This window comes from Massilia sp. MP_M2, from assembly GCF_039123635.1.
Taxonomy (GTDB): Bacteria; Pseudomonadota; Gammaproteobacteria; order Burkholderiales; family Burkholderiaceae_D; genus Telluria.
The window spans coordinates 141017-155905 of the sequence record NZ_JBCHJF010000001.1 but is presented as its reverse complement, the minus strand read 5'-3'; the positions used below and the strand labels follow the sequence as shown (position 1 = coordinate 155905).

At 62.8% G+C, this 14889-nt stretch carries 11 protein-coding genes; 9 read left to right on the top strand and 2 right to left on the bottom strand.

All coding sequences use genetic code 11. The annotated features are described in order from the left end of the window. The first annotated feature begins 190 nt into the window (after positions 1-190). From galE to RCH14_RS00640, 8 genes are all read left to right on the top strand, one after another. Entirely contained in the window at positions 191-1189 is a 999-nt protein-coding gene (galE, locus tag RCH14_RS00675; RefSeq protein ID WP_343024245.1) for a UDP-glucose 4-epimerase GalE, read from the top strand. A 16-nt stretch (positions 1190-1205) separates the two neighbouring features. After that, a complete protein-coding gene (locus tag RCH14_RS00670) occupies positions 1206-2372 on the top strand; it encodes an NDP-sugar synthase (protein WP_343024244.1) in 1167 nt (388 codons plus the stop codon). Then, entirely contained in the window at positions 2369-3787 is a 1419-nt protein-coding gene (locus RCH14_RS00665) for a mannose-1-phosphate guanylyltransferase/mannose-6-phosphate isomerase (RefSeq protein WP_343024243.1), read from the top strand. Before RCH14_RS00670 ends, RCH14_RS00665 begins: the two co-directional genes overlap by 4 nt. 496 nt (positions 3788-4283) lie before the next feature. Next, positions 4284-7262 (top strand): ExeM/NucH family extracellular endonuclease, encoded by a 2979-nt coding sequence (locus tag RCH14_RS00660; protein ID WP_343024242.1) that lies wholly within the window; start codon positions 4284-4286, stop codon positions 7260-7262. 12 nt (positions 7263-7274) lie between these two features. Then, positions 7275-7877, top strand: a complete 603-nt coding sequence (locus tag RCH14_RS00655) for an NF038129 family PEP-CTERM protein (protein WP_343024241.1) — start codon at positions 7275-7277, stop codon at positions 7875-7877. A gap of 157 nt (positions 7878-8034) precedes the next feature. Beyond that, the gene (locus tag RCH14_RS00650; RefSeq protein WP_343025013.1) at positions 8035-8751 is read left to right on the top strand and encodes a winged helix-turn-helix domain-containing protein; all 717 of its coding nucleotides are present in this window, start codon (positions 8035-8037) and stop codon (positions 8749-8751) included. Beyond that, positions 8748-9458: a LuxR C-terminal-related transcriptional regulator gene (locus RCH14_RS00645; RefSeq protein WP_343024240.1), complete on the top strand. Its 711-nt coding sequence runs from the start codon at positions 8748-8750 to the stop codon at positions 9456-9458. The genes RCH14_RS00650 and RCH14_RS00645 overlap by 4 nt, the downstream gene beginning before the upstream one ends. A gap of 76 nt (positions 9459-9534) precedes the next feature. Further along, positions 9535-9945 (top strand): hypothetical protein, encoded by a 411-nt coding sequence (locus RCH14_RS00640; RefSeq protein WP_343024239.1) that lies wholly within the window; start codon positions 9535-9537, stop codon positions 9943-9945. Between the two features lie 144 nt (positions 9946-10089). Here the strand turns inward: RCH14_RS00640 and RCH14_RS00635 are convergent, their stop codons facing one another. Together RCH14_RS00635 and RCH14_RS00630 are read right to left on the bottom strand one after the other, a co-directional pair. Then, the gene (locus RCH14_RS00635) at positions 10090-13230 is read right to left on the bottom strand and encodes a S8 family serine peptidase (protein ID WP_343024238.1); all 3141 of its coding nucleotides are present in this window, start codon (positions 13228-13230) and stop codon (positions 10090-10092) included. Positions 13231-13261: 31 nt separating this feature from the next. Further along, positions 13262-13981, bottom strand: coding sequence for an NF038120 family PEP-CTERM protein (locus RCH14_RS00630; RefSeq protein WP_343024237.1), 720 nt, complete (start codon positions 13979-13981; stop codon positions 13262-13264). A gap of 427 nt (positions 13982-14408) precedes the next feature. Here RCH14_RS00630 and gspG point away from each other — a divergent pair, with 427 nt between their 5' ends. Next, positions 14409-14846 (top strand): type II secretion system major pseudopilin GspG, encoded by a 438-nt coding sequence (gene gspG / locus RCH14_RS00625; protein ID WP_343024236.1) that lies wholly within the window; start codon positions 14409-14411, stop codon positions 14844-14846. Positions 14847-14889 lie beyond the last annotated feature (43 nt).

Below are 14889 nucleotides of genomic sequence, written 5' to 3'. Positions count from 1 at the left end.
TGGTCGTCTTTCCAGTTGGGTTGAATTGGGGCTAGTTCGGCCGGATCGTGCCGAATTTGCCAAGTGTTGAAGACCGCCTTGGAAACGTGCAAGGCATGGCAAACATACCAAGAAGCCGTGGTAAGCAGCATCAGGCAACAAGCTATTGCAAAAATATTTGATCACAAAAAGTGAAAGCAGAGAGCAATTCATGAAGATTCTCGTTACTGGCGGCATCGGTTACATCGGTTCGCACACCGTCGTCGAACTGCAAAGTGCAGGCCACGACGTGGTGGTGCTCGACAACCTGTCGAATGCCCAATTGTCGGTGCGCGACCGTGTGCAGCGTATCAGCGGCAAGCCGTTCGCTTTTGTCGAAGCCGATATCCGCGATCGCGCGGCGATGGAAGCCGCATTTGCCGAGCACAAGCCGGAAGCGGTCATTCACTTCGCCGGCCTCAAGGCCGTGGGCGAATCGGTGGCCGAGCCGCTGCGTTACTACGACAACAATGTCTCGGGCAGCGTCGTGCTGTTCGAAACGATGGCCAAGTTCGGTTGCAGATCGCTCGTGTTTTCGTCGTCGGCGACCGTGTATGGCGACCCGGCCTCGGTGCCGATCCGCGAAGACTTCCCGCTGTCGGCAACGAACCCGTATGGCCGCAGCAAGCTGATGATCGAAGAAATCCTGCAAGACCTGGCCAAAGCGCAGCCCGACTGGCGCATTGCGCTGCTGCGCTACTTCAATCCGGTGGGTGCCCATGAGAGCGGCCTGATCGGCGAAGAACCGAGCGGGATTCCCAACAACCTCGTCCCATACATCGCCCAGGTCGCCAATGGCCAGCGCGACAAACTGTCGGTCTTCGGTGGCGACTACAACACGCCGGACGGCACCGGCCAGCGCGATTACATCCACGTCGTCGACCTGGCCATTGGCCACGTCAAGACGCTGGACCACCTGGCCAAGGGCTCGGGCATCGTTGCGTACAACCTCGGTACAGGTCGCGGCAACAGCGTCCTGGAAATGATTCGCGCGTTTGAAGCGGCCAGTGGCCGCAGCGTCGCCTACCAGATCGTCGACCGCCGCCCTGGCGACGTGGCGAAATGCTACGCCGACCCGGCCAAGGCACGCGATGAACTCGGCTGGACCGCCGAACGCGATGTCGCTCAGATGTGCGCCGATGTATGGCGCTACCAAACCACTGCCAGATAATTCAAAGGAACATCGAATGAAAGCCATGATTCTCGCCGCAGGCAAAGGGACGCGCGTGCGTCCACTCACCTACGATTTGCCAAAACCAATGATCCCGTTGCTGGGCCGGCCCGTGATGGCCTACCTGGTAGACCACCTCAGGAAAAACGGCGTGTCCGAAATCATGGTCAACGTCAGCTGGCTGCATGAAAAGATCGAAGAGTACTTCGGCGAGGGCGAGCAGTTCGGCGTCCAGATCGGTTACTCGTTCGAGGGCTACACGAAGGATGACGGCGAAGTCGTCCCGATGCCGATTGGCTCGGCCGGCGGCATGAAGAAAATCCAGGAATTCGGCGGCTTCTTCGACGACACCACCGTCGTGCTGTGTGGCGACGCGCTGATCGATCTCGACCTGAAGGCGGCCCTGATGGAACACCGCCGCAAGGGCGCGATGGCCACCGTCATCACCAAGGAAGTGCCGTGGGATAAAGTCTCATCGTACGGCGTGGTCGTGACCGATGACGAAGGCCGCATCCTCGAATTCCAGGAAAAGCCATCCGAAGCCGACGCCAAGTCCAACTTCATTTCTACCGGCATCTATATTTTCGAGCCAGAAGTCATCGACCTGATCCCGTCGGGCGTCTCGTTCGATATCGGCTCCGACCTGTTCCCGCTGCTGGCAGAGCGCGGCCTGCCGTTCTACGCCCAGGGCCGGCCGTTCAACTGGCTCGATATCGGCACCATGAGTGACTACTGGGAAGTGCTGCAGACGGTACTGACCGGCGAAGTGAACCACATGGACGTGCCCGGTATCCAGATCAAGCCGGGCGTCTGGGTTGGCCTGAACACCAGTATCGACTGGGAAGGCACGACGATCGAGGGGCCGGTATACATCGGCTCGGGCTGCAAAGTCGAGGCGGGTACGCGCATCGTGGGCCCGACCTGGATCGGGCACGGCAGCCATATCTGCGAAGGCGCCGAAGTCATTCGTAGTGTCCTGTTCGAATATACGCGGGTGTTGCATGATGTAACATTAAATGAAATGATTGTCTTTAAGGAATACAGTGTCGATCGCAATGGCGAAATGAAGCACACTTCCGAGTATTCTTCCGAAGAGTGGCTCAACGCACGCGATCGCCGCACCTCGCGCCGCAAGGACACATCGGACACCAACGAGTCAAAGAAAGAGAAAGTCAGCGCATGAAGATCTATCCAGTCATCCTTTCCGGCGGCGCCGGGACCCGTCTGTGGCCTCTATCGCGTGCCGTTCTGCCAAAGCAGTTGCTGCCACTGGTTGCCGATAAAACCATGCTGCAGGACACTGCCTTGCGCGTGACGAACTGGCCTGGATTGATGGCGCCGCTAGTAGTTTGTGGCAATGACCACCGCTTCATGGTGGCCGAGCAGTTGCGCGAAGTGGGCATCACGCCGCTGGGCATCCTGCTGGAGCCGGTCGGTCGCAATACGGCGCCAGCCGTGGCGGCTGCTGCGCACCATCTGCAACAGATCGACCCGGAAGCCGTCATGCTGGTGCTGCCTGCGGACCATGTGATCGAAAACGTTGCAGCATTCCGTGAAGCAGTCGAGCGCGCCACGCGCCTCGTTGCAGCCGGCAAGCTGGCCACATTCGGCATCGTGCCGAAGACCCCGGAAACCGGCTACGGCTATATCCGTCGTGGCGAACCGGTGGACGGTTGCAGCGATTGCTACAACGTGGCGCGCTTCGTTGAAAAGCCGGATGCCGCCACCGCCGAAGGCTTTGTTGCCGAAGGCACGTATTACTGGAACAGCGGCATGTTCATGTTCGGCGCCGCCCGTTACCTGCAAGAGCTCGAGGAGCACGCCCCGGCAATCGCAGCTGCCTCTAACCAGGCAATGCACGCCGCATACCGCGACCTCGACTTTTGCCGTCTCGACGAAACCGCCTTCTCGGCGTGCCCGTCCGATTCGATCGATTACGCGGTCATGGAGCACACGCGCGACGCCGCTGTCGTGCCAGCCGACATCGGCTGGAATGACGTCGGTTCGTGGTCGGCCCTGTGGGAAACCCAGCCGAAAGATGCCAATGGCAATGCCCAGCGCGGTGACGTGTATCTCGATGGCGTGAAGAACTCGCTGGTGCGTGCCGAAAGTCGCATCGTGGCGGTCGTCGGTCTGGAAGACATCGTCGTCGTGGAAACCCAGGATGCCGTGCTGGTCACGAGCAAGAGCCAGGTGCAGCGTGTCAAGCAGGTGGTCGAACACCTGAAATCGAAAGAGCGCACCGAGCACCTGCACCACACCAAGGTGTATCGTCCATGGGGCCATTACGAAGGCATCGATGCGGGCGACCGCTTCCAGGTCAAGCGCATCACGGTCAAGCCGGGCGAGAAACTGTCGCTGCAGATGCATCACCACCGCGCAGAGCATTGGGTCGTGGTCTCGGGCACGGCGCGCGTGACATGCGGCGATACGGTCAGTCTGCTGTCCGAGAATGAATCGACGTACATCCCGATCGGCATGAACCACCGCCTCGAAAACCCGGGCAAACTGCCGCTGCACATCATCGAAGTGCAATCCGGCAGCTATCTGGGTGAAGACGATATCGTTCGCTTCGAAGATATCTACAAGCGGGCGTAATGCACTAGCCCGTACCGCGCTGCATTGTGTTTCTGTAGCAATGTAGACGCGGCTACGGTGTGAAGGGCCTGCTGAACGTGGCCTAGAATGCCTTCTCGACTCCTGGCGAGGGGCATCATGACAGCGAATGTTACGGCGGTCATCACGACCGCCATCCCAGCTACCTTTGCAATATGGCCCCCGGCGCACTTTGCGCCGTTTCCCCCTCAGGTCTTGCGCAGTCAGGCCTGTATCGATACATCCACTGCATCACCCATGGCCCGTTCATCGGCGCCGACCCGCTCCCGCTTTGCGTACCCGGACTCGCACACGCAGGTCATGCACCACGCGGCGACGACCATTCCGCCCTGTCAATATCCAATTGTGTTGTATGCATGCTGAAGATTGGTTCTTTCGGACTAATGCCGCGTCATCATGTTGTCAATTTGCGCATTTATTATGATTTTTGTTAATAAATGCCGCAATCATGTCTTGCATGACAACCAACAGGAACTCCATGACCACTTTTGCATCCTTCATGCCACGGCGCACGCTGCTGGCGACCTTGATCGCGGGCTTCGCTGCGACAGCCTCGGCTGCTCCGGGCGACGTCGTGATCAGCCAGCTCTACGCCCATTCGAACAATGCCGGCGGTCAGTGGAGCCACGACTTTGTCGAGCTGTTCAATCGCAGTTCGTCGCCGGTCAGTCTGGATGGCATGAGCTTGCAATACCAATCCGCAACCGGAACCGCCTGGGGTTCGGTCACGCGCTTGCCACCCGTCGAACTGAAGCCGGGTCAGTATTTCCTGATGGTCGGTCGCACCGGCACCCAGTCCAACGCCATGCCGGTTGGTACGGGCGACGCTACCAGCGCCAGCTTCGACATGGCGGGGGGCGGCGGCAAGGTGGCGCTGTCCGGTATTGCGACGCAGATGCCGGCGGGCGATGGCACCAACCTGATCGACCTGGTGGGCTTCGGCAACGCTAATCGCTTCGAGGGCGCGCCAGCACCAGCGCCATCGACCGTCAATTCGATCCAGCGCGCCGCGCTGGGCTGCCAGGACACCGACAACAACCGTGACGACTTTGCCGCCGCGGCCGTGACCGGCCCACGCAGTACGGGGTCGGCCATCCAGGCGTGCGGTGGTCCGGTCGTGCAGCCGATCGTGCTGACCTGTCCGGCAGCGGTCCAGGTCGCACAGGGCAGCGGCTCGTCGACTGTCCTGTCGGCCATCGATCGCGACAGCATCGTCAACAGCGCCAGCATCATCGCCGGCAGCCGTCCCGGCATCAGTCTGCTCGACTTCGCGCCGGCCGGCGCCATTGGCGGGCGCGCCGAAGCGCGCCTCGTCATCGATGACACACTGGCCGCTGGCAGCTATCCTGTCCAGGTTCAATTCGGCAATGCTGCCGGCGATGCCGAAACGTGTTCCGTCAATGTCAATGTCGCCGGTGAATTGCGCATTCCTGCAATCCAGGGATCGGGCGCAAGCAGCCCGTATGTCGGCACGGTCCAGTCCACGCAGGGCGTGATCACGGCCAAGATCGGCAGCGGCTTCTTCATCCAGGATGCTGCCGGCGATGGCGACCCGTCGACGTCGGACGGCCTGTATGTCTTTGGCGCGTCGACCGATGCGCAGATCGGCGAACTGGTGCGCGTGACCGGGACGATCATCGAATTCCGTCCGACCGGCGCCAACCGCACCTATACCGAATTTAGCAACGTCACCGGCGTGCAGCGCCTGGGCGCCGGGCCGGCCGTCACGCCGACCAATATCGTGCTGCCGAACGCCGATCTGGCCAGTGTCGAAGGCATGCTGGTGCGCTTCACGTCGCCACTGACCGTGAATGGCAACCGCAACGTCGGTGACCGTGGCGAACTGATCCTGGCCAACGGCCGCCGCGAAAATCCGACCAACCGCTTCCTGCTCGGTTCGCCCGAAGCACTGGCGCTGTACCAGGAACACCAGGCCAACCAGATCGTGCTGGACGACGGCATTTTCATTGCGCCGGCCGTGATTCCCTACCTGGCTGAAGACGGTACCGTGCGCGTCGGCGACACCGTCACCGACCTGACGGGCGTGATCGACTATGGCGCGCTGGGCGGTGGCGGCGCCGGCTTCAAGCTGCAGCCGACCATGGCCCCGACCTTTGCCCGCACCAATGAACGTACCGCGGCGCCAACCCTGCCGGCAGGCATCAAAGTTGGCAGCGCCAACGTGCTCAATTTCTTCACGACCTTTACCGACGGGCGCGACGCCTGGGACCGCACCGGCCAGGGCTGCACGATCGGCAACTCGACGTCCGCCGGCAACTGCCGCGGTGCGCAGAACTCGGCCGAATTCATCCGCCAGCGCGACAAGATCGTCAAGTCGCTGGTCGCGCTCGACGCCGATGTGGTGGGCCTGATGGAAATCCAGAACAACCGCGACATTGCGGTTGGCTACCTGGTCGAGCAGCTCAACGCTGCTACGGCGCCGGGCAAGTACGCCGTGGTGCCGCAGCCAGTTGCGCTCGGTACTGATGCGATCCGCGTCGCGATGATCTACAAGCCATCGGTCGTGTCGCTGGCCGGCAGTGCGCTGTCGGATGGCAACGCGATCAACAACCGCGCGCCGATGGCCCAGACCTTCATGGCCAGCAATGGTGGCGGCAAGTTCTCGGTGGTCGTGAACCACCTGAAATCCAAAGGCGGTTGCAGCGGCGCCGGCGCCGGCGATACCGACCCGGGCAATGGCGCAGGTTGCTGGGACCGTACCCGCACCGCGCAGGCCGAGCGCCTGACGTCGTTCTTCATCCCGCAAGTCATCGCGGCTGCGGGCGACCCGGACGTGCTGGTCATTGGTGACCTGAACGCCTATGCGTTTGAAAGCCCGATCAATCACCTGACCGGCGTGGCCGGCATGGTCAACCTGCTCGAGCGTTTCGTGCGCCCGAATGCGATGCCGTATTCGTATGTGTTCGACGGCCTGTCGGGCTACCTCGACCACGCACTGGCAAGCAGCTCGCTGGCCGCGCAAGTGGCTGGCGCTGCCGAATGGCACAGCAATGCGGACGAGCCGGAAACCATCGACTACAACCTGAACGATACCGCGCAGGATCCGTACCGCAACAACGCCTATCGTGCATCGGATCACGATCCGCTGGTGGTAAGCCTGAACCTGACGCCGGCGTTCAGCGATGTCACGGCATCGGTCAAGGTTGACATTGGCGGCTTCGCCATCAACCGCATCACGGGCAAGTACAGCGGCAAGGTCACTGTCACCAACACGAGCGCCACTGTCCTGACCGGTCCGCTGCACTTCGTCTTGCAGGGCTTGCCGAGTGGCGTGACGCTCGATAACAACAGTGGCATGCGGGCCGGCGCGCCTTACCTGACGCTGCCGCAAGCGAGCGTTGCACCAGGCGCCACCGTCACCTTCACGACCACGTTCACCAATAGCGCCAAACGGTCCATTATCTACACCCCGCAGCTGGTTTCCGGCGCGCTCTGATCAGGAATCATCATGAACAATCTTTACGCTCTGTTTCTTCGCGCCATGCTGGCGTTCTCGATCGCCGTCGGTGCGCCTGCTGCGCTGGCCGGTCCGATGTACCGTGTCTCGTTCGACACGTCGTCATTTGCTGGCAGCACCGGGTTTCTCGACCTGGGCTTCAACGGTGGTGGCGACATGGGGCAATCAGTCGCCCGTCTGAGCAACTTCAGCGGAAACTTCCTGGGGGATGCAACGTATGCGGGTGATGCCACCGGTACCGTTACCACCGGAGCGATCCTGGGTAATAGTACGGGAGAAAATTTCTTCACCCAGGCGCTGACCTTCGGTGGGCTGTTCTCCTTCGACGTGGCATTTGACCTTGGCAATGAGCCGCTGCGTACGCTGTTCACCGTGGCGCTGCTCAATGATACGTTTGACGCCTACCTTGGCGCCGATGCCGAACTGTTCACGATCGACGTGATCGCGGGCATGGTGGCCGACGTCACCGTGAACGCTCCCGGCTTCGTGCAAGTAGCCCAGGTCGCCGAAGTCCCGGAACCAGGCGAATGGCTGCTGCTCGCCACCGGCCTGCTGCTGATCGTCGCCACGCGCCGGATGCAACAGCGCGGCTAAATCACGCAAGGCAGATCAATCCGGCGCAGCGCCTCCCAGGCCGCTGCGCCGGATTTATTCTTTAAATATCTAAATACGATAAAGAAATTGTATTTATAAACATCGGGACCTTGGGGCATAGTCGGGTATTGTCGCGCAGACATTACATATGCCCTCCATGCCAGTCCAGATCCTCGCGGTCGAACCCGATCCTGCTGTTCAGCAATTATTGAGACTCAATTTCGGCAGTGCCGGCTATCTGGTCGAGTGTTGTCCGGATGCGGAAAGCGCGCTGCTGCGCATGGCGCTCGGCTTGCCGCACCTGGTGCTGATCGAATGGGAGTTGCCAGGCCAGAATGGCGAAACCCTGGTGCGCCGTCTGCGCGCGCACGAGAGCACGCGCGGCATGGGCGTGATCATGCTGACGGCGCGCGGCGCCGAGGCCGACAAGGTGCTGGCGCTGGAATCAGGTGCCGACGACTACGTCACAAAACCATTCAGCCCCCGCGAACTACTGGCGCGCGCGCAATCGGTGCTGCGGCGCCTGGCGCCGGCCGGCGCTGCCACACTGCGGGACGGCGGCCTGCACCTCGATCCGGACACACTGCAAGTGAGCGCGGGCGGTCGCCCGATCATGCTCGGTCCCATCGAATTTCGCCTGTTGGCATTCCTGATGCGTCATCCCGAGCGCGTGCATTCGCGGCCACAGTTGCTCGACCGCGTCTGGGGCCGCCATGCGGTGCTTGACGAACGGACCGTCGACACCCATGTCGGACGCCTGCGCCAGGCCCTGGGTGCGGACGGGGAGGGCGAGCGCATCCAGACCGTGCGTGGCGCCGGCTACCGCTTTACCACCGGCCTGCCGACGCTGGCGACGCTGGTGAGGACAGCATGACGATTCTCGACAAGCTGGAACAGGAATACCTGTTGCGTACGATCGAGTCGGGTATCGGGCTGGTCGAGCGGCGCCAGCTCTTCTTGTGGACGCAGGGGGCATTTCAGGCGCTGCTGCCACACGAGATCATGCTGTGCGTGACACTGGATGCGGCGGGCACGGTCGACCATGTCGAATGCCTGCACCGCGCCGTGCTCGACCGCGCTACGCTGGCGCAGCTCAAGGCCTATGTAGCGCCAGCGCTGGTTGCGCGCTGGCAGGCGGGACGTGCCATGCCCACGGTGATCGATGCGACCGACATTGCCTTGTGCGCGACGGGCATGGACCACGCGCTCGTGCATGGCAGCGCGCAGCCGGGCGCCGCCGGTACGGTATTCGCGCTGCTGGGCATGCCGTCGCGGCCGGAGGCACGCCAGGCCTATTTTCTGCAGTTGCTGTTGCCGTACCTGCATCTGGGATTGCTGCGCATGCCGGTTGCTGCCAGCGCCGGGCAGGGCGCCGACGATGCGCCAGTCCGGCCCCTGAGCGGGCGCGAGCTGGCCGTGCTCGACGGCATACGCGCCGGTTGCAGCAACGAAGAGGTCGCGCGTCAGCTCGGCATCAGCGCGCTGACGGTAAAGAACCATCTGCAGCGCAGCTATCGCGTGCTCGGCGTGGGGAACCGGGCGCACGCCGTGGCGCGCTGCCTGGCACTGCGCCTGCTCTGATCGGAACGATGGTCAGCTTGCGCGCAGCAGGTGCAATTCGCTTGACCCCACGCCGATCGCACGCGAAGATAGCCTCATGAACAAACTCTTACTTTTGCTGCTTGTCAGCTGCACCGCCTGCACGAGCCAGGCACAAGGTCCCGTCCGCGCACAGGTCAAGGGTGAAACGTCCATCAGCACGCCGCCAGCCGATACGCTCGCCGACATCCGGCGCCAGATCGGTACCCCGACGTGCAGCGACAATGCACAATGCCGCACGCTGCCAGTGGGCGCCATGGCATGTGGCGGCCCGCAGGGATACCTGCCGTACTCCACGCAAAAGAGCGACGCCAATGCGCTGCGCGCGCTGTCCGAGCGCTCGTATGCCGAGGCCAAGGCCGCACTCACGGCCAGTGGCATGATGTCGACCTGCATGCTGAAAGCCGATCCGGGCGCCGTGTGCGTGGCCGGCACCTGCCAGCTCGGCACCGGCTCCCCGACCAATTAATCGTTCATCGGGCGAATGGTTTATTCGCCTGCAACGACAAAGCGCGCCGAGGCGCGCTTTGTCGTTAACACTGGATCGTTTGACAGTGGATCGTTGAACGCTGGATCGTTGAACGCCTCGGCGTTGCAACGATCCAGCATCAGCTTACCGGCCCAGATCCTTCTTGCGAGCGCTTGAGACCGCCCGTGGAACCGGGCTGTTGGTTTCCACCTGTACCAGCGTCGTCGAGGCAATGGCGCCACTTGGTTCAAGCAAGCGGATGGCGCCCAGGAAGCGTTTGCCGGTTGGCAGGCCCGACCAGCTCGTGGTGACCGTTGCCGTACCGCCGACATACACCTGGCTTGGCACCAGCGCCTTGAAGTTGTAGGCGCGGTCGGCCGTGCTGACGACGCCGGCATGCAGGCCGAACCCGATCACGTCGCTGTTGACGGTGTCGTAGCCGAGCGCGCACACCGTGTAGGTGCCGGCGCTTGGCGAGGTCAGCGTGACCACCTCGTCCGACGTGCCGTTGCCCGAATAGCCCACATCGGCATTCGCGCCGTCGAGCACGAGCAGGTCGAGGTCGTTCGTGCCTTCGCCCGTGGTGTCACGGTCGAACAGTTCGAACTTCGCGGCCATCGCATTGCTTGGCACCACAACCCGTGACACGAACACACCCGGTGCGGCGGCCAGGCAGGCCTGGCGCATCGTTTCCCGGCTGGTGAAGACCGCCGGGCTGGCGGTGCCCACGGTGCCGGCAATGCGGTTGATTTCCTTCATGCCGCCGGCCGCCACGCCCATCTTGCCGGCAAACCCGGTGCTGATGGTGAGGGACTTGCCGCCGCTGGCGCGGTCGCTTTCCACGAGGGCAGGGGCCGAGATCAGGCGACCCGAACGCGCCACGATCGGGCTGCGCACGCGGTGGGTGCCGTCCGACCAGGTCAGCGAACCAAACTGCCACACATTCTCGACGGCGTTGGTGCGGGTCAGCGTCACGGTGTACTGGCGCGTCTCGCCCGCTGGCACGGTCAGCGAGGTCGGACTGACCGTGGCGCTAAAGCCCGTGATCGCGAGCGTCGGCGTATAGGTCGATTCGCTGGCACTGACATTGGTCACCGAGCGGGTGACGGCGACGGTACCCAACACATTGCCAACGGCAATCGACGGCAGGTTCAGGTTGTAGCCAGGGATGCTGCCCGAGCCGCACTGCGCGGTCACGCCGGCGCCGCACATGTATTTGCGGTAGTCGAGTTCGGTGATGTCGTAGACGAGGCCCGGATTGGCCGCCGCGTTCGGGGCCACGTGGCCTGCGCCCTGGCCGAACGGCAGACGCCCGCGCGTATCGCCGGACGGGATCGCATCGGCAAAGGTGTCGGTGGCGGTCGTCATCAGTGCCGATTTGATCATGGCTGGCGACCAGGTAGGATGCTGCTGGCGCAGCAGGGCGGCCAGGCCGGCCACGTGCGGGCTCGACATCGACGTGCCCTGGTACGACGCCCAGGCCAGCGGCACCGGCGCGAGCGTCCCGGTGAGCAGCGATGCGCGCTGCGCTTCGGTCATGTTCGGCGAGACGCCGGCAATGACATCCACGCCAGGTGCAGTCAGGTCGGGCTTGAGCACGTTCGGGTCGTAACGGTTCGGGCCACGCGACGAGAAGCTGGCCATCATCGGCGCTGCCGCGCTCGACGTGCCGATCACGAAGGTCGAGATCGACGCCGTGGCGCCGGACGTCGCGGCATACGACTTGATGGCGGCGCCATCGGTGGGGTTGACGTGCACCGATGGGACCGCATGTACTTCGGCCACCAGGCCAGCGCCGGTGTCGATCTGGATCATCCCGACGCCACCGGCTTCCTGCACGGCCAGGCTCTTGTCGACGCGCGCATTGGCGCCCCGGGTACAGGTCACGATCTTGCCGGCCACCTTGGCCGGATCGAGCACGGGCTGACCGCCGTTGCTGCTGGCGCTGTAGCACAGCCCCACGAACGTCGGATTTGCGCCCGGCAGCGCCGCCGATTCGGCCGTGATGATCGACACCGGACCCACGGCCGTCGAATTCATCGAGGCGCCGCGGTAAGTGCGGCCGTTGCCGAGGGTGACGGTGGCCTGCAGTTCGCGGTTGTGGGTCGAGGCGGCAACCGTTGCCTGCCATGGGCTGATGTGGGCAACCGTGTTCGCCGGACCGCTGTTGCCAGCCGAGGCGGCAACGAACACGCCGGCGTTCGAGGCATTGAAGAAGGCTTGCTCGACCGGGTCGATGATTGATTCGCCGCCGCTGATCGAGAAGTTGATCACGTGCACGCCGTCGACGACGGCTTTTTCAATGGCCGCCACGCTGTCGCCGGTGAAGCAGGCATTGCGCCGGCCACTGGCCTGGCCCGAATCCAGATAGGTCCAGCAGACCTTGTACGAGGCGATGCGCGCGCGCGGCGCCATGCCGCTCATTTCGCCGATCGCGACGCCGCCGACGATCGCGGTCGAGCGGGCATTGCCGCCGGCCGTGGTGGAGGTGTGGGTGCCGTGGCCGCCTTCGCCGGTGGTGCCGCCGATCGAATCGCGCGGCGACGAATTGAACTCGGTCCAGTGGCTAACCCGGTTGCTCGAGCGGTAGCTGGCGTCGAAATACTGCGCGCCGATCAGCTTGTTGTTGCAATCGGCGGCCGTAAAGCCTTCGCCGGTCTGGCACGTGCCTTGCCAGCGCGCCGGCGGCGCATCGTAGGCGATGGTACCGCTGGATGCGAAGGTTGGCTTGCCGTTGGCGTCGACACGGTCGGCGTACGATGGATGCTCGGGCCAGATGCCGCCATCGACGATGCCGATGATGATGTCCTCGCCGGCGCCGCTCGGGCCACCGAGCTGCGACCACAGGCCGCCGGGTTGATCCAGGCCGAGGAAGCTCGGCGTGTAGGTGGTGGCCAGTTCGCGCGGCACGTCCGGCGAGACCGTGACCACGTCGGTGCGCGCCATCAGGGTGCGCACTTCGGCATCGGTCAGCATGGCGGCAAAGCCGTTCAGGACCACGCTGTACTCATGCAGCACCGGTGCAGCCGCCACGACGGCGCGCACGGCAGCCTGCTTGCGGTTCAGGTAGTTGTTGTAGAGCAGTACGTTCTGGGTTGCCAGGTTCAGGCGGCTGCCTGCGCTCGGCTGGGTAGCGGGCATGCCGGCGATCTCGCCGGTGTAGCCGGCGATCGGCTTGTCGGCCAGTTGAACGATATACGGGCGGCGCACGTCGTCGGCCTGGACGGTGATCGTCAGGCTGGACAACACCAGCAGTACTGCGGCGGAAAGTGGACGGAGTTTCATGGTGATTCGTTCCCGGGAAGCGTTGTGGGGGTCAAGCGTGGGAGGAGAGCGTGCGGCGGCGGCGTGCGCTGGCGGCCAGGCCGGCCAGGCCGAGACCGACCAGCAGCGCGGTGGCCGGTTCCGGCACATCGGCGGTCGCGCCTGATGCCAGGTTCAGGTTATCGATCGCGAATTGGCCCTTGTTGCTATTGAAGGCGCTGCAATCGCCCGCGTCATCGCACACGAAGCCGAAGAGGGCGACCTCCGTGAATTCCAGTTGCGAGAATGCGCCAAAGTCGTAGCCGCCAAACTCGAATCCAGCGCTGGATGGCCCATCAAGTGCCAGGTCGATGAAGGACCAGGTGCCGTCAGCGCGAAATCCCTGCGCGCGCAACAGACCCGATACGGCCGGGTAGCCGCCCAGCTCGGTCGTATGGCCAATGAAGCTCGCATCCAGGCCCAGCATGCGGAACGGGTTGCGGTCCTCGGCGGTGATCCAGACGACGCTGTCGTTGAAGGCGCCGTAGTACATGCTCGAATTATTGACGGGGCATGCCATGTCACAGGCCCATGGGTCGCTGCCATCGACAAAGGCGCCGACGCCGGTGTTGCTGTCCGCTTGCAGGTTGTTGGCATCGAAGCGCATCGAGAAGCCCGACTCCTGGTAGGTCTCGCCATGCGCGACGGCGCCGTAGCCGTTCTCGAAGCCGATGGTGGCTGCCTGCGCGGGTGCGGCCAGGACGGCAGCGCCAAGGGTGGCGCTGCATAGCATTGCAAGGGTGCTGCGGAGGGTCGTTGATGCCAATCGAGCGTGCCGGATCATGATGTGCCTTTGTCGTTGAAATAGTCTTTGCCCCGATACGGCAAGACCGGTGAAAGTGCAACCTGGTGCTGCGTTGTAAATAAATACATCAATGGAAATAATTAAAATGTAAAAATTCTTAACAGGAAATATTTTGAGTTTTCTATCAAAAGACTAATTAAATTCGGTTTTGGCGGTGAACAGTCTTTGTTTCACGGCTTTATGACGCCCACATGAATTGTGGTGTTTTTGTAACGGTAAATGAGCAAGGTGGTGTTTGTTTCAGGTCTACGGCTTTCGCGTTGGGTGGTATCTCAAAACAAGAGTTGTCCTACTGCTACACCGCGTGATACCGTTCAGGAGTCATTTTTTCGCGAAGCACTTGAGGAGTCGGGCGATGTTTTTTGCCATGAAACGGGGCGCCGCGCGTCGCAGCGCCGGGTTCACGTTGCTGGAATTGCTGGTGGTAATTGTCATCATCGGTTTGCTTGCCGCGTATGTCGGCCCGAAATATTTTTCTCAGCTCGGCAAATCCGAAGTCACCGCGACCAAGGCCCAGATCGACGCGTTCGATAAAACGCTCGACACCTACCGACTCGATGTCGGCCGCTATCCGACCACCGAAGAAGGTTTGGCTGCCCTGATGACAGCGCCGCCCAGCGCCGGCGTCAAATGGAATGGCCCTTACCTGAAAAAAGCCGTGCCGCTCGATCCGTGGGGCAATGCGTACCAATACCGCGCACCCGGTGCCCGTGCCGAATACGAGGTGCTCTCGCTGGGCAAGGACGGCCAGCCCGGCGGCGCCGGCGAGAACGCCGACATCACGTCGAACTGAACGACGTTGTTCGCCTCATTGTTCGCCTCATTGTTCGTATCAC

What these genes read in the sequence shown, in the direction of transcription:
- galE (WP_343024245.1), top strand. Translation starts at nt 191, where the DNA reads ATGAAGATTCTCGTTACTGGCGGCATCGGTTACATCGGTTCGCACACC.
- RCH14_RS00670 (WP_343024244.1), top strand. Translation starts at nt 1,206, where the DNA reads ATGAAAGCCATGATTCTCGCCGCAGGCAAAGGGACGCGCGTGCGTCCA.
- RCH14_RS00665 (WP_343024243.1), top strand. Translation starts at nt 2,369, where the DNA reads ATGAAGATCTATCCAGTCATCCTTTCCGGCGGCGCCGGGACCCGTCTG.
- RCH14_RS00660 (WP_343024242.1), top strand. Translation starts at nt 4,284, where the DNA reads ATGACCACTTTTGCATCCTTCATGCCACGGCGCACGCTGCTGGCGACC.
- RCH14_RS00655 (WP_343024241.1), top strand. Translation starts at nt 7,275, where the DNA reads ATGAACAATCTTTACGCTCTGTTTCTTCGCGCCATGCTGGCGTTCTCG.
- RCH14_RS00650 (WP_343025013.1), top strand. Translation starts at nt 8,035, where the DNA reads ATGCCAGTCCAGATCCTCGCGGTCGAACCCGATCCTGCTGTTCAGCAA.
- RCH14_RS00645 (WP_343024240.1), top strand. Translation starts at nt 8,748, where the DNA reads ATGACGATTCTCGACAAGCTGGAACAGGAATACCTGTTGCGTACGATC.
- RCH14_RS00640 (WP_343024239.1), top strand. Translation starts at nt 9,535, where the DNA reads ATGAACAAACTCTTACTTTTGCTGCTTGTCAGCTGCACCGCCTGCACG.
- RCH14_RS00635 (WP_343024238.1), bottom strand. Translation starts at nt 13,230, where the DNA reads ATGAAACTCCGTCCACTTTCCGCCGCAGTACTGCTGGTGTTGTCCAGC.
- RCH14_RS00630 (WP_343024237.1), bottom strand. Translation starts at nt 13,981, where the DNA reads ATGCTATGCAGCGCCACCCTTGGCGCTGCCGTCCTGGCCGCACCCGCG.
- gspG (WP_343024236.1), top strand. Translation starts at nt 14,409, where the DNA reads ATGTTTTTTGCCATGAAACGGGGCGCCGCGCGTCGCAGCGCCGGGTTC.